14 protein-coding genes are annotated in these 14,744 nt (G+C 65.1%); 4 read left to right on the top strand and 10 right to left on the bottom strand.

From position 1 onward, the window contains the following. From VF497_RS08995 to VF497_RS08970, 6 genes are all read right to left on the bottom strand, one after another. Positions 1 to 251: heme biosynthesis HemY N-terminal domain-containing protein (locus VF497_RS08995; protein WP_330887841.1), on the bottom strand; the 251-nt coding region annotated here is incomplete at its 3' end. Further along, on the bottom strand, positions 248 to 1,384 hold the full coding sequence (locus VF497_RS08990) for a uroporphyrinogen-III C-methyltransferase (RefSeq protein ID WP_330887838.1): 1,137 nt from the start codon (positions 1,382 to 1,384) through the stop codon (positions 248 to 250). The genes VF497_RS08995 and VF497_RS08990, both read right to left, overlap by 4 nt. Positions 1,385 to 1,469: 85 nt before the next feature. Beyond that, a complete protein-coding gene (locus tag VF497_RS08985; RefSeq protein WP_330887836.1) occupies positions 1,470 to 2,249 on the bottom strand; it encodes a SprT family zinc-dependent metalloprotease in 780 nt (259 codons plus the stop codon). A 31-nt stretch (positions 2,250 to 2,280) separates the two neighbouring features. Continuing rightward, the gene (locus VF497_RS08980) at positions 2,281 to 3,198 is read right to left on the bottom strand and encodes a recombination-associated protein RdgC (protein ID WP_330887834.1); all 918 of its coding nucleotides are present in this window, start codon (positions 3,196 to 3,198) and stop codon (positions 2,281 to 2,283) included. Positions 3,199 to 3,265: 67 nt separating this feature from the next. Next, positions 3,266 to 4,138 carry a tRNA 2-thiocytidine(32) synthetase TtcA gene (gene ttcA / locus VF497_RS08975; RefSeq protein WP_330887832.1) on the bottom strand — a complete coding sequence of 291 codons (873 nt, stop codon included), beginning with the start codon at positions 4,136 to 4,138 and terminating at the stop codon, positions 3,266 to 3,268. Positions 4,139 to 4,190: 52 nt separating this feature from the next. Next, positions 4,191 to 5,567 (bottom strand): leucyl aminopeptidase family protein, encoded by a 1,377-nt coding sequence (locus VF497_RS08970; RefSeq protein WP_330887830.1) that lies wholly within the window; start codon positions 5,565 to 5,567, stop codon positions 4,191 to 4,193. A 133-nt stretch (positions 5,568 to 5,700) separates the two neighbouring features. On the opposite strand from VF497_RS08970, the gene VF497_RS08965 reads away from it, so the two are divergent. Continuing rightward, positions 5,701 to 5,904 carry a YdcH family protein gene (locus VF497_RS08965; RefSeq protein WP_330887828.1) on the top strand — a complete coding sequence of 68 codons (204 nt, stop codon included), beginning with the start codon at positions 5,701 to 5,703 and terminating at the stop codon, positions 5,902 to 5,904. 57 nt (positions 5,905 to 5,961) lie between these two features. Here the strand turns inward: VF497_RS08965 and plsB are convergent, their stop codons facing one another. The 4 genes from plsB to VF497_RS08945 all read right to left on the bottom strand — a co-directional run bounded on the left by plsB (position 5,962) and on the right by VF497_RS08945 (position 12,902). Further along, positions 5,962 to 8,496 carry a glycerol-3-phosphate 1-O-acyltransferase PlsB gene (gene plsB / locus VF497_RS08960; protein ID WP_330887826.1) on the bottom strand — a complete coding sequence of 845 codons (2,535 nt, stop codon included), beginning with the start codon at positions 8,494 to 8,496 and terminating at the stop codon, positions 5,962 to 5,964. A 169-nt stretch (positions 8,497 to 8,665) separates the two neighbouring features. Next, a complete protein-coding gene (locus VF497_RS08955; protein WP_330887824.1) occupies positions 8,666 to 9,622 on the bottom strand; it encodes a hypothetical protein in 957 nt (318 codons plus the stop codon). A gap of 401 nt (positions 9,623 to 10,023) precedes the next feature. Further along, a complete protein-coding gene (locus VF497_RS08950; protein ID WP_330887822.1) occupies positions 10,024 to 12,006 on the bottom strand; it encodes a UvrD-helicase domain-containing protein in 1,983 nt (660 codons plus the stop codon). A gap of 29 nt (positions 12,007 to 12,035) precedes the next feature. Then, positions 12,036 to 12,902 carry an NAD-dependent protein deacetylase gene (locus VF497_RS08945; RefSeq protein ID WP_330887820.1) on the bottom strand — a complete coding sequence of 289 codons (867 nt, stop codon included), beginning with the start codon at positions 12,900 to 12,902 and terminating at the stop codon, positions 12,036 to 12,038. Between the two features lie 161 nt (positions 12,903 to 13,063). Here VF497_RS08945 and VF497_RS08940 point away from each other — a divergent pair, with 161 nt between their 5' ends. From VF497_RS08940 to VF497_RS08930, 3 genes are all read left to right on the top strand, one after another. After that, positions 13,064 to 13,687: a thymidine kinase gene (locus VF497_RS08940; RefSeq protein ID WP_330887818.1), complete on the top strand. Its 624-nt coding sequence runs from the start codon at positions 13,064 to 13,066 to the stop codon at positions 13,685 to 13,687. Positions 13,688 to 13,744: 57 nt separating this feature from the next. Further along, on the top strand, positions 13,745 to 14,467 hold the full coding sequence (locus tag VF497_RS08935) for a response regulator transcription factor (RefSeq protein ID WP_330887816.1): 723 nt from the start codon (positions 13,745 to 13,747) through the stop codon (positions 14,465 to 14,467). Positions 14,468 to 14,529: 62 nt separating this feature from the next. Continuing rightward, the coding region (locus tag VF497_RS08930) for a hypothetical protein (RefSeq protein WP_330887814.1) at positions 14,530 to 14,744 on the top strand (215 nt) is incomplete at its 3' end.

The raw sequence follows: 14,744 nt of genomic DNA, 5'->3' as shown, positions 1-14,744 counted from the left end.
ATGCGTTCGTGTCCGCGCTGCAACGCGCGCCGACGCAAGGCGCGCCCCGGCCAGAACACGGCGCGGAAGACCAGACTGAGGATCGCCCAGAGCAACAACGCGGCGATCACGCCGAACACGAAGCTCGTCTCGATGCGCCAGCCGGCGAAACGCAGGTGCACCTCGCCCGGATCGAGCGCGAGTGCGTGCCAACCCCAGGCCGCGGCGACCGCGACGATCAGCAGCAACAGCACTGCGGTCCACGATCTCACGACTGACCTTCCGCTTGCACCGGCGCGACGGGTTTCGCCGGCTCGGGCGCGGGCGCGGCTTGCAGGCTGTGCGTCGTGCGCAGATTGCGCAGTTCCTTGAGCGCGGCGCCGAACACGTTCGGCGCGGGTGGCGCGATCGGCGTTTTCGCCAGGCCATCGAGCGTAGCCTGCGCTTTCGCCACCTCGGGTGAAGTCGCGTCGAAATCGTGCGCGAGTTGCGCGCGTGCGGCGGTCAGTGCCTGCTGCCAGCGCGAGGCATCGCGGATCAGCAATGCGCCCTGCGCGTCGCGCAGGCTCGCGTCGAGCAACGTGCGTGCGAACAGCGGATCGTTGCGTCCGATGCGACCGCCAGCATCATCACGGCGGATGCGGATGAACTGGCCAAAGATGCGCGCGAAACGCGAATCCTGTTGTGCCAGGCCGGATTCTTCATCGCGCTGCCGGGTCGGCAACTGCGCCAGCGACTCGCGCAATTGCGCCAGCGATTGCTGCGCCGCCGACGGATTGTTCGTCTCCAGCGCGCCCAACGCCGCGATCTCCGCGTTGATGCTCTGGCGCACCGAAGCGAACGCAGCATCGTTGGCCTGCGCCAGCGCCGCGTCGGCAAGCCGGTACGCGGCCAGCGACGGCGCCGGATCGGCGAACAAGGTGTAGCGTTCCTGCGCGAGCACGAGCAGCAGTTCGGCTTCGTTGAGCAACAGCGCATCGTGCCCGGACAGACGCTTCTCGGCGAGATTGGCGATCGCGTCTTCGGACAAGCGCGCGCGCTCGGACAGTCCGAGCACCTGCGCGCGCAACGAGTCGTTGACCTTGGCCGTGTCGTCGAGCCGCGTGCGCAGCGTCTGCGCCTCGCTCTTGCTTGCATCGGCGCTGCGGCGCAAGGCCTCGACTTCGTCGCGCAACTTCTGCGCCGCCGATGCTTCCGTCTGCACGGTCGCCTCGTGGCCCTGCTCGATGCCCTGCAGGCGCCAGTAACCGTAACCCGCCGCGCCAAGGATGAGGACCAGCAGCAGCCAGCCGAAGCCGCTCGCGCCGCGCCGTGGCGCTGGCGCAAGAGGTGGCGCCGGCGCGGACGGACTTTCGACCGACGGCGGCAATGCGTTCAGGGGATCGGCGACATCGTTTTCGCTCATACCCGCATGCTAACCAAACGCTGCGCGCAGTGCACGGGCATCGGCTGCCGCAATGACGGCGGATACGTTTGCACCGAAACGAGTGCTATGCGGTCTCAATCAACCGCGCCAACTCCGCCTTCAGCGCATGCCCGCGCGCCTTGAGCCATTCGCGCTGCTCCTTCCAGTCGGGATAGAGCGAGCCGACCAGGGCCCAGAAGCGTGGCGAATGATCGCGATAGCGCAAGTGGCAGAGTTCGTGGATGACGACGTATTTGAGCGCCTCCGGCGGCGCGAGCGCGAGCGCGAGATCGAGCGTGACCGCATCGCGCGTGTCAAGGCTGCCCCACAGGCTTTTAAGCGACTTCACGCGCACGCCGGTCGGCGCGCGGCCGAGTTCGGGCACGTAGCGTGCGAGCAGGCGCGAGACGTCGCGGCGGATCTGCGCCTGCAAAAACGAATGCAACAATGATCGCGCAGCAGTGAGGGTGCGCTTGTTGTGCGGCTTCGGCAGCGTGAGCACGAGGCGGTCTTCGCCGTCGAGTTCGATGTGCGGGAAGGCGCCGTCGCGCCAGACCAGGCGCTTGGTTTCGCCACGCAGCGGAATCAGGGTCGGCCGGCCCGGTTCGATCGGCGGTGCTTCCTCGATGTGCAGTTCGTCGAGTTTGCGTTCGAGCCAGTCGGCGTGCTTGCGCAGGAAAGCGAACACCTGCGCAGGATGCGTCGACGGCGGATACGACACGCGCGCGCCGCCCGAGGTGACGGTCAGACGCAGGCGCCGTGCTCGCGGGTGCGCGGCGCGCAATACCTTGATCGTATCGCCGTCGTCGGTCGCGAGTTCGAGATAGTCGTTTTGCTCTGCCAAGGTCATGTCGATAAACCTCATAAGTACCTCGGCGTCGCGTAACCGGGTTGTTCTATTTTTTGTCGGATGGTCGGGGCAACCCGAACCATTCCTCAAATTTTGCAAACAGCCGTCTCAATTCCAGAGACATCAACGCGAACACCGCGTCGAGTTCGGCGGCGGCGCTCTCCTTGTCGCCTTCGCCAAGTTCGTCCTGAACCACATCAAGGAAGCGCAGCTTGCGCACCACGAGGTCTTCGCCGAGCGAAAAACTCAAGCGATCCTCGAACGTCAGTCCCAGCGCGAATACCTGCTTCCCACTCTTCAGATGCTCCCGCACCTCGTCCGTTTCAAGCTCCTGGCGGCGGCAGCGGACGATCGCGCCGGACTCGACCGGATCGCGCAGTTCGCATTCGTCGCCCAACACCAAACCGGCTGGCAATTTGCCGTTCGCGAGCCAGTCCGTCATCAGCACCCGCGGCGATTCCTCCGCCGCCATCGGCACGGCCGGAAAGCTGCCGAGCGCCTCGCGCAGCTGCGTGACGGCTTCTTCGGCGGCTTTTTTGCTGGCGGTGTCGACAACGAACCAGCCGTCCTGGCTATCCAGATAAGCATTCCGCTTTGACAGGCGTATGAAAGCGCGCGGAAGCAGGTCGGTCAACACCTCTTCCTTGAGCCGTTTGCGCTCGCGACCACCCGGTTTTCTGCCAGTTTTTTCGGCTATTTTCTGCAAACGCGCGGCTAATTCCTCGTTTATTACCGAAGATGGCAGGAGTTTATCTTCCGCGCCGATGGTCAGCAGGGCGAATTCGCCGGTCCGGTGCGTCAACGCGTCCTCGTTGCGGCCGAACGGCGAGATGAAGCCGCGCGTGGCCAGTTCGACCGGGCCGCAGGGGCGCAGCTTCTTCTCGGCGAGATCGTCGTCGAGCGACTTCAGCGATTTGGCCACGGCGGACGAAAAGCGGAACAGGGTCAGGTTGCGAAACCACATGGCGATTTTCCAGACAGGAGAAATGCGCGGGCCGCGACGCCCGCGCAGAAAGAGGAGATGGACGCAATCAGGAACCGGACGCGTCGACGCCGTCGCCGAGCAGCCAGTCGGTCATGCTCGGCGGCGGATTCGGCGAACGTGCGCCGAGCGCGGCGAAGTCGAACAGCTCGCGGTCGGCGAGTTGTGACGGCGCGATCGAGGTCATCGCGCGGAACACGTTCTCGGTGCGACCCGGCGTCTTGCGCTCCCACTCGTGCAACATCGTCTTGATCGCCTTGCGCTGCAGCGTCTCCTGCGAGCCGCAGAGGTTGCACGGCATGATCGGAAACGCCTTCTGTTCGGCGTATTCGGCGATATCGGCTTCCTTGCAGTAGGCGAGCGGGCGGATCAACACGTGCTTACCGTCGTCGGACAGCAGCTTCGGCGGCATCGATTTCAGGCGCGAGTGATAGAACATGTTGAGGAACAGCGTCTCGACCATGTCGTCGCGATGGTGGCCGAGTGCGATCTTGGTGAAGCCCGCGCGCTCGGCATGCGTGTACAACGCGCCGCGGCGCAGGCGCGAACACAGACCGCACATGGTCTTGCCTTCCGGAATCACGCGCTGGACGACGCTATAGGTGTCCTGCTCGAGAATCTCGAACGGCTGCTCGATGTCGCGCAGATAGTTCGGCAGCACATCCGGATCGTAACCGGGCTGCTTCTGGTCGAGATGCACGGCGACGAGTTCGAAACGCACCGGCGCCTTGGCCTGCAGCTGACGCAGCACGTCGAGCAACGTGTACGAATCCTTGCCGCCGGACAGGCAGACCATGACGCGGTCGCCGTCCTCGATCATGTTGTAGTCGGCGATCGCCTGGCCGACCTGGCGGCGCAGGCGCTTGGCCAGCTTGTTGGCGTCGATGCGCTGCGCGGGCAACGCGAGGGGAAGAGCACTCATGCGGAAAACGGGAAACGGAAATCGGGCGATATTGTAATACCTGCAACCCGATTCATCCGCGATAGCGCTGCGCGAGCAGCGCGAAGATCGCGCGCAGGCCCAGCGCCTCGCCACCCGCAGGCCTACCGGGCTTGTCGGCGTCGTTCCAGGCGTAGGTGTCCAGATGCAGCCACGGAATCGTCTGCGGCACGAAGCGTTCGAGATAGAGCGCAGCAGTAATGGCGCCGGCGTGCCTGGAGGGGCCGGCATTGGCGAGATCTGCGACGCGCGAATCGAGCATCGCGCGATACGGTGCCCACAGCGGCATGTGCCACAGCGGATCCTGCTCGCGCCGGCCCGCGGCGACCGCGGCCTGCGCGAGGTCTTCGCGGTTGCCGAACAACGCCGGCAGGTCCGGGCCGAGCGCGACGCGCGCGGCGCCGGTCAACGTCGCGAAGTCGACGATCAGATCCGGTTTCGACTCGCTCGCATAGGTCAACGCATCGCAGAGCACGAGGCGGCCTTCGGCATCGGTATTGTCGATCTCGACAGTCAGGCCGGCGCGGGTGCGGATCACTTCGCCGGGGCGATAGGCATTGCCGGCAACCGCGTTTTCGACCGCCGGGATCAACAGGGTCAGGCGCAGCGGCAGCTTCGCGCGCAGGATCAGGTCGGCCAACGCGATCGCGTGCGCGGCGCCGCCCATGTCTTTCTTCATCCAGCGCATGCCGTCGGCCGGCTTGAGGTCGAGGCCGCCGGTATCGAAGCAGACGCCCTTGCCGACGACGACCACATGCGGATGCTTGGCTTCGCCCGCACGCAACTCGGCCAGGCGCGGCGCACGGTGACTAGCGCGGCCGACAGCGTGGATCGTCGGGAAATTGTCACGCAGCAGCTCGTCGCCGACCCACTCGCGGAATTCGACGCCGTGCGTGGCGGCCAGCGATTTCACGTCGGCAGCAAGTTCCGCCGGCCCCATGTCCTCGGTCGGCGTGTTGACCAGATCGCGCACGCGCGTCGACGCCTCGATGCGCGCTTCGATCGCACGCAACACGGCGCCGTCGACGGCCAGCTTCGCCGGCGCGCGCGCCGCCTTGCGATAGCGCGTGAATTGGTAGGCACCCAGCCCCCAGCCCAGCGCCGCACGTTCGGCGTCGAGCGCAACCAGGCCATCGTCGAGCCGATAGCTGCCCTCGGGCAAGCGCAACGGCAGGCCGGCCAATGCGTAGAGGTCGTCCGCGGCGGCGATGCCGGCAAGAACACGCCGGGCCTTGCCCTGCGCATCGGGCAACAGGCAGAACGTGCCGGGCGAGGCGTCGAAACCGCTCGCGGCGATCCAGTTGGCCGCGCTCTTGCCGAGTTTGGCGGCGGTGGCGCGCAGCGTTGCTTTGGTCACCGCCGTCAGCGGAATCGCCTTGGCGGCGCGACGTGTTTCGATGAAAGCGTGCATGGCGGCTCGACTCGCGGGGAAAGGCGGCAAGATTACAACCTCGCGACAGCGCACGCACCGCAAGCGCATGCCGCGATCATCCAGCGGCCACGAACCGCGCTAAACTGGAATCGCCCCGCGCCAGGACGTTTCCGTGCCGCTCGACCCTTCCGAAATCACCCGCCAGCTCGTCGAATTGCGCGTCGAGCACCGCGATCTCGACGCGGCGATTGCCGCGCTCGCCGCGAACCCGCACGGCGACGAGCTGCGCTTGAAACGCATGAAAGTACGCAAGCTGCGCCTCAAGGACATGATTTCGTATCTGGAATCGAAGCTGATTCCCGATCTTGATGCTTAGCTGGTGCGTTCGTCCTTGAACGCGGAGATCAAAAGGCGGCCATCCTGGCCGCATTCTTCAATTCGCGGCTTTTGCCTCGTCGTCTGGTGAGGCCAGTACACTGCGCCGCTCCGGCGTCAGCTTCAAGATGCCGTGGCGAATCTCGCGGCTGAGGATGAGCTTGGCGTCGCGCACGATGCTTTCCAGGTCGGCATGGAATTCGAGCTTGCCGTCGGCATCGGGCCAGATCACGCGGCGTTCGCGCAGCTTGGCGATGAAGCCGCGGAACAGCGCCTTGTCGAAGAACTCCGGCGCATTGAGCTGCTGCAGCAGCGACAGGCGCTGCGCTGTCAGCGTGCACAGGTTCTCCAGTTCGGTCGCGGTCAGCGTGTTCGGCCCGTTGCGCACGAGCGCAGCGATCGCGATGTAGTAGCGCTCGATCGTCTGCAGCAGGCTCTGCGCGATCACGCGCAACTGGAAGGCACCGTCGCTCTGCCCCGGTTCGCGTTGCAGCGATTCCCTTGAGTCGTCCGACTTGAGCAGGCCACGCGCGACGAAGAAATCGATCGTCGCCTCGCAACGTGCCGTGAACTCGTCGTCGCTCCACGGCAGGAACAGCTCGGCCTGCACGAATGGATAGACGACGCGGCCAAGGCGCAGGACCTGCTCGCGCTTCATGCCGCGGTTGTTGAGGAAGCAGCAGGCGATCCACGCCGCCGTGGCGACGACATGGAGCACGTTGTTGCGGAAGTACGAAAGCAGCACCGCGGCCTTGCCCTCGCTCGCGAGCACGTCGCCGAGCGGATGCGCGATGCGCGTGATCGCCGCCATCTTCTCGCCGTGGGCGATGATTTCGGCGGCCGACAGGCTGGTGATCGTGAGCCGCTCGGAATAGGGCAGTGCGGTGATCAGATCGCGGGTCAGGTCGATCTGGGCGAGCAGGTCGGCCTCGGCCATCGCGTGCTTGGGCGTAGCCAGCAACGCGAGCGCGAGCAGGTTGATCGGATTGACGTCGACCGCGCGGTTGATGCCGACGGCGATGCGCTCGGCGAGTGTGTCGACCGCGGGCTTGAGCCAGGCCGGCTTCGCATCGGGATCGATGGTCGCCTCGCGCCAGTTCGCGTCGACGCCGTCGAGCAGCGGTGCGAGAAAAATCGGCTCGCCGAAATTCACTGCGACCTGGCCGTAGTTCTCGCGCAGCTTGCGCAGCGCGCGGATCAGGGCGAACCAGTTTTCCTTTTCCTTCGGCTTGCCCGACAGTTCGCCGATGTAGGAATCGCCCTCCATGATGCGCTCGTAGCCGATATAGACCGGCTGGAACACGACCGGCCGCTGCGATGCGCGCAGGAAGCTGCGCAAGGTCATCGACAGCAATCCGCCGCGCGGCGTAAGCGTGCGCCCGGTGCGCGAACGTCCGCCTTCGACGAAGTACTCGATCGCGACACCTCGCGCGAAGAGTTGACTCATATACTCCCTGAAGACAGTGGAATACAGCGGGTCGCTGAAACTGCGGCGCATGAAGAACGCGCCACCACGACGCAGGAACGAACCGAGGAGCGGCAGGTTGAGGTTCACGCCGGCGGCGATGTGCGGCGGCGCGATGCCGTTGCGGTAGAGCAGGTACGACAACAGCAGGTAGTCGATATGACTGCGATGACACGGTACGTAGACGACTTCGTGGCCGGGCGCGATCGCACGCAGCTTGTCGAAGTGATGCATGCGCACGCCGGAATAGATCTTGTCCCACAACCCGGTCAACAAACTGGAGGCCGAACGCACGACCGGGTGCGACTGGTCCGCGGCGATCTCCCAGGCCATCGAGCGCGCCTTCGCCGTCGCCACGCCCTTGTCGACGTTCTCCTTGCTCGCCGCCGTCGCAATCGCGGCCTGCACGGGCGCGGCGTTGATCACCGCATCGATCAGCGTGCGCCGGTGCGAAAGGTCGGCGCCGATGACGACCGCACGCTGGCGTTGGAAGTGCACGCGCAATACGCGCGACACCTTGCGCAGCGTGTTCGGCGCGTCACGCTCGCCCGCGATCACCGCGCGCAGCGATACGGGCGCAGCGAAATGCGCGATCGTGTTGCGACCGTTGAGCAGCAGCGCTAGCAGGCGGCGGAAGCGGCCGACCACGTTCCAGTTTTCCGAGAACAGCACGCGGAACCAGCCCGACTCGCGATCGGGCGCGCGGCCGACGAAGATCGCCACCGGCACGAGTTGCACGTCGATGTCGGAATGCGCACGCACCGCATCGAGCAGCTGCGCCAGCGTCTGCGAATGCGTCTTCGAACGCGGCTTCTGGAACCACCAACCATCGCGCCGCGACAGCGCGAACATCGCGCGCTGCTTGGACAGGCCGGCGATGTCGAACGGGCGCAACGGCTCGGGCAGGCCGGCTTCGCGACAGGCCTGCTCCAGGATCAAGGTGTCGGACAGACCGTAGCGCTCGATCACATAGCAGACCGGCACGGCCGGATCGATGCCCGCGCGCGGATCGGCCGGATCGCGCTGGATCTTGAGCCACGGCTCGGCCAGCGCGCCGAGCGCACGCAGCCACCATGGCGCTTGCGGCTTGGCGGCGGTCTGCGGAAACGGGCCGGCTTGATCGTTCATGGCGAGGATTGTACGCAAGCGCGCGCGAAACGGCTGTTATCAACGGCCGCGCACTGCGCTGCAGGAGCGGCGCGAACAGCGTAGCTGGCCGCGCAGCGGCGAAGGGCAGGATGCCCGAAGCAAACGATGACGGCGCCCGCAGGCGCCGTCATCTGCCGAATGCGAAATCTTATTTGTTCGCCGGCGCCGGCGCCTGAGCCGCGTCGGGCTTGGCCTGCGGATTCGCGGCAGCCGCGGCTTCGGCCGCCTGCTCCTTCTGCCACTTCTCGATCGCCTGCTTGCCGTACCACTTGCCGTCGACCTTGACCAGTTCGCTCTCGGTCGTGAACGGCTGGCCGAACGCGGAGTAGGTGACCTTGACCTTGGCCGCGTCGCCCGTCGTGCTCACCGTTTCGGTCTTGACCGAGTCGAGCCACTCGTCGACCTTGAGGCCGTAGGCGCCAGCCACCTGCTTGACGCCGGCCAGCGCGATGCCGGCCTTGACCATGCCCTGGTCGTAGTTGAGCGCACGCACTTCGTCGAGCGACTTGAAGTTGAGGTCGCGCGCGGTCTTGCTCACCGCGGCGATCGCCGCCTTGGCCAGTGCCGGATCGGTGAACTTCACGCCCTGCGCCCACTTCGCCGCGGCGTCGACGAGCGCAGCAGACTGCTTCTTCTGCTCTTCGGTCAGGTCCTGGTTCTGCTGGATCGCGCTCTGCAGGAAGCCCTGGCCCATCGCGATCATCATCGGAATCTGCGCGGCCTGCGCCTCGAGTTTCTTCAACTGCGGCTCGGCCTCGGCGAACAGCTTGTCTTCCGCGCCCGGCGCGGTCAGCTTGGCCATCTGGTCGGCGAACTTCTTGCGATCTTCGTCGGTGATCGGATCCTCGGTCATCTTCTTCGCCCAGTCGCCCTTGATCTTGGCGACTTCGGCGGCCGGCAGCGCGGCGGTGAGAAAGGCGTTGATGTCGTTGCCGCGCAGCGCACGCACCGAAGCGAGAACAGCCGCATCCGGCGTCACCGTCGGCACCGCCGCAGGTGCCGGTGTCGCGGGTGCCGTGGCGGCAGTTTCTTCCTTCTTGCCGCAGGCAGCGACAGCGGCGGCGAGTGCAAGCAGCAGCGCGGTGCGTTTCAACGTGACAGACATGGCGTTCCCCGGAATGTGTGGAAAAGTGCGGCGACTGTAGTGAGCCACATCGCGCTTGGCAAGAATTACCCTGTGCGCAAGCGGGAGAAAGAGGATTTTGTTGAGAAGCGCGACCAGGGTCGATCGCAAAAATACACCCGCAAAAAAATCGGACGACTCAGGGTCGTCCGGCAGAGTGCTGGCCGTTCGCCAGCGGGAACCGTTTCTTGTTGTTTGCGGTGTTCCTACGGCAATCGGGGCGTTATGTGAGGCTGATCGTTTGGTAATCGCCGTATTCGTCGAGCGAGGTTAAACGCTCATGGCAGAATATACTTAAATGACATTGCTGATGCAATACCTTAGCTTCTGCATGCTAAGTCATTGAACTTATAGTTTGTTCAGCTTCGAAATATCGTCAAGAATCAGTCGGCCAGCAAGCTTGCCAGCCGGGCGATATGCGAGGAGGCCAATTCCTTTTTCGCCTCGGCGTCGGCCGCTTCGTCCAAACCATCGCGATGCAGATCGTCCGCCGGCAGTTCGGCAAGAAATCGGCTCGGTTCGTTACGCACGATCTCGCCGTAGCGACGCGAGCGCGCGGCATAGGACAGGCACAGGCTTTCGCGTGCACGCGTGATGCCGACATACATCAGGCGCCGCTCCTCGTCGGTGCGGCCTTCGTCGATGCCGGCCTCGTGCGGCAGCTTGCCTTCCTCGACGCCGATGATGTTGACGAAGCGGAATTCGAGTCCTTTCGCCGAATGCAAGGTCATCAGGCGCACCGCATTGCCCGCGTCTTCGCGATCGGCATAGGTCAGCAGCGCGAGCTGCGCGGCAAGATCGCCGACGCGCGAATCTCCTTTCTGCATCGCGCGGAACCATTCACTGAGTTCGCGCAGGTTCTCGATGCGCCGACCGCGCACGGCCTGGTCGCGCGTTTCGGCTTCCAGATGCGTTAGATAGTGCGTGCGCCGGATGACTTCGTCGACGAGATCGGCCGCGGACAGCGTGCGCGCCGCAGTTTCGAGTTCGTGCATCAGCGCGGCGAAGCCGGCCAGCGCCGACGCCGAGCGCGCGGCCAGTTGCTTCAGCACGCTGTCGCTGTTGGTCGCGCGCAGCATCGAGGAGTGTCGCGCCTGCGCAAGTTCGCCGAGTTTTTCCAGGGTCGTCGCGCCAATGTCGCGGCGCGGGATGTTGGCGATGCGCACGAAGGCCGCGTCGTCATCGGGATTGACGATGAGGCGCAGGTAGGCGAGCACGTCCTTCACTTCGGCGCGGTCGAGGAACGCCGTGCCGCCGGTCAGGTGATACGGCACCTGCGCGAGGCGCAGCGCCTTTTCCAGCGCACGCGACTGGAAATTGCCGCGATACAGGATCGCGAATTCACTCCACGCCGCCTTGTGCTTCTGCGCGAGATGCGCGATGCCGGAAGCGACGCGCTCGGCCTCGTGCTCGTCGTCGCGGCATTCGAGCACGCGGATCGGCGCGCCTTCGGCGTGTTCGCTCCACAGGCTCTTCTCGTGCACGTGCGGGTTGTGCCGGATCAGCGCGTTCGCCGCGCGCAGGATGTGCTTGGTACAGCGATAGTTCTGCTCGAGCTTGATCACCTTGAGCTTTGGATAGTCGCGACCGAGCTGGTCGAGATTGTCCGCGTTCGCGCCGCGCCAGCCGTAGATCGACTGGTCGTCGTCGCCGACGCAGGTCAGCGCGCCGCGCTCGCCGGCCAGCGCCTTCAACAGTCGATACTGCGCCGTGTTCGTGTCCTGGTATTCGTCGACGAGCAGGTAGCGGATGCGTTCCTGCCAGGCCACGCGGGCTTCGGCATCGTTCTCGAGCAGATTCAACGGCAGGCGGATCAAATCGTCGAAATCGACCGCATTGAATGCGCCAAGGCGGCGCTGGTAATTCGCGTACAAGGTCGCCGCCTCGTGCTCGCGCGGGCTGCGCGCGCGTTCGAGCGCGGCTTCGGGCGTGAGGCCTTCGTTCTTCGCCGCGGAAACGAGATTGCGCAGCGCGAACAGCTGATCGGGCTTGATCGACGCCGGCAGCAATTCCTTGACGATCGCGCCGGCGTCGTCCGCGTCGAGCACAGAGAAGCCGCGCTTGAGGCCGAGCTTGGCGTGTTCGATCTGCAGGAATTTCAGGCCGAGCGCATGGAACGTGCTGATCGTGAGCTGTTCGGCGGCCTCGCCCTTGATCAGTTTCGCCGCGCGCTCGCGCATCTCGCGCGCGGCCTTGTTCGTGAACGTGATCGCAGCGATCTTCGCCGGCGCGAGATTTTTCTTCGCGACGAGCCAGGCGATCTTCTCGGTGATCACGCGCGTCTTGCCCGAGCCCGCGCCGGCGAGCACGAGCAGTGGCCCGTCGCCGTACTCGATCGCGGCGCGTTGTTGGGGATTGAGGCTCATCAGGCCGGCAATTGTGCCCGGATGTCTGCTCAAGCGGCAGCTTGACAAGTGACTTGCAGAACTTCGGCGCAGTCGCCCTCGACTTTCAACGCGAACAAATCATCGGCGCGCGTGCGGCCGCGGTTGATCGCAGCGATCGGCTTGCCTGCGCGCGCGGCCTCGCGTGCGAAACGGAATCCCGAATAGACCATCAGCGACGAACCGACAACGAGCATCGCATCGGCTACGGCGAGGTGTGCGTAGGCCTTCTCGACCCGCTCACGCGGCACGTTTTCGCCAAAGAAGACGACATCAGGCTTGAGCATGCCGCCGCAAACCGCGCAGGCAGGAACGTCGAAGCTCGTGAAATCCATGCCGTCGAGATCGGCGTCGCCGTCGGGCGCGGCAAGCGCATCGAGTTCGCGCCACGCCGGATTGCGCGCTTCGAGTTCGCGCTGGAATGCCTCGCGCGGAATACGGCGTTCGCACTGCAGGCAACGCACCTCGTCGAGGCGGCCATGCAGATCGATGACCGCACTGCTGCCGGCGGCCTGGTGCAGGCCGTCGACGTTCTGCGTCACCAGCGCTTCTATGCGGCCCTCGTTTTCGAGGCGGGCCAGCGCTGCGTGAGCAGCATTCGGCCGCGCGCTGCCGAAGCGGCGCCAGCCGATCAGGCTGCGCGCCCAGTAGCGTGCTCGAGTCACCCCATCGGCGACGAAGGCTTGATAGGTCACCGGCGGCCGCCGTTTCCAGCCGCCGTCAAGATCGCGGTAGTCGGGAATGCCCGAGGCCGTGCTGATGCCGGCGCCGGTCAGCACGAACAGGCGCGGGTACGCGCGCAGAAAGTCCGCTAGCGCCGCGCTCGCTGGTGCGATCGGATCGAATGTTGCCGCCCTGCCATCGAACATAAACGTCATCCTCACACACCGCCGCGAGGCGATGCGGCGAACCGTCAAGATGGGTCGATCCCCTCGGTTTCGCAAGCGCTTGCTTCGCCCAATGGCAACGACATCCGCGGCGGATGGTTCTTCTCGCCGCCGACTCGGATTAGGATGCACGCTGCTGTTTCGGAACGACCATGGCCAAACTCTACTTCTACTATTCGGCGATGAACGCCGGCAAGACGACGACCCTGCTGCAAAGCGCGCACAACTACCATGAGCGTGGCATGCGCACACTGCTGTTCACGCCCAAGCTCGACAATCGCTACGGCGACGGCGTCGTCGCCTCGCGCATCGGCCTCAAGGCCGACGGTTGGATCTTCGCGCGCAACGACGACCTGTTGCGCATGGCGCAGGACGATGTCGCCGCCCGCGGGCCATTGCACTGCGTGCTCGTCGACGAAGCGCAGTTCCTGTCAAAGGCGCAGGTGTGGCAGCTGACCGAAATCGTAGACCGGATGAACATCCCGGTGCTGACCTACGGCCTGCGCACGGATTTCCGCGGCGAGCTGTTCGAAGGCAGCCAATATCTGCTCGCCTGGGCCGACAACCTCGTCGAGATCAAGACAATCTGCCATACCGGCCGCAAGGCGACGATGGTCGTGCGCGTGGACGAGCATGGCCACGCGGTCGTCGACGGCCCGCAGGTCGAGATCGGCGGCAACGACCGCTACGTCTCGGTCAGCCGCAGCGAGTTCAAGAAGATCATGGCCGGAGAAGGCCGTATCGAGACCAAGCAGGTGATGCTCGATCTGAAGTAGGTTCGCGCCTCTTGGGAACAACCGCACACCCGCTCCTTTTCAGAAGAACTTAAGACCATGCAGCGGAAACTCACCGACGAGAACCACGGGCGGGGCACGGGTTTGCGCATCCTCCTGATCGAAGACCAACGCGACATCGCGGCGAACATCTGGGATTTCCTGGAGCTGCGTGGTTTCGTCATGGACCACGCCGCCGACGGCGCGAACGGCCTGCGCATGGCGCTCGAAGGCGGCTATGACGCGATCATCCTCGACCTCGGCCTGCCCAAGCTCGACGGCATCGACCTGTGCCGCGCACTGCGCCGCGCCAACCGCGACACGCCGGTGCTGATGCTGACCGCACGCGACACCCTCGAAGACAAACTCATCGGCTTTGCCGAGGGCGCCGACGACTACGTGGTGAAACCCTTCGCGATGAAGGAACTTGAAGCGCGCATCCGCGCCCTGCATCGGCGCGGACGCATGCAGCACGGCGACCGCCTCCATGTCGCCGATCTCATGCTCGATCCGCTCGACTACACGGTGGAACGCGCAGGTGAGCGGCTGACGCTTACGCGCGCCGGCCTCGTCCTGCTCGAGACCTTGATGCGCAAATCACCCAATCTCGTGCGCCACAACGATCTCGCGCACGCGCTCTGGGGCGACGGCGCCGGCGACATCGCCACTTTGCACACGCACCTGTCGGTATTGCGCGCGGCGATCGACCGACCGTTCAAGACCCACCTGCTGCACACGGTGCACGGATTCGGTTATCGCATCGCCGAGCAGGCGGACGGCTGAGATCAGGCTTCGATCTGCAAGCGGCGATTGCTTTTGCACGGGGGAAGCCGCAGCCTATCGGCATGCCTTTCAAGCTCAGCCTGCGCACGCGCGTCGCGCTCACCTTCGCCCTGCTCGGCCTCGTCGTCAGCGCCTGTCTCGCGTTCATCTCGCTGCACTTTTCCTCGGCCTACGTCGGTCGCGTCGCGCGCGAAATGCTGCGCGTCGAAGGCGACTATTTCGTCCAGCGCTACGCCGAATTCGGCGCGCTGCCGCACACGCATTCGGCGCATTTCCG

The organism is Rudaea sp., assembly GCF_036383415.1.
In the GTDB taxonomy this organism is placed as follows: domain Bacteria; phylum Pseudomonadota; class Gammaproteobacteria; order Xanthomonadales; family Rhodanobacteraceae; genus Rudaea.
Note: the sequence above shows the minus strand (reverse complement) of the source record. Positions and strands in the feature narration are given on the sequence as shown.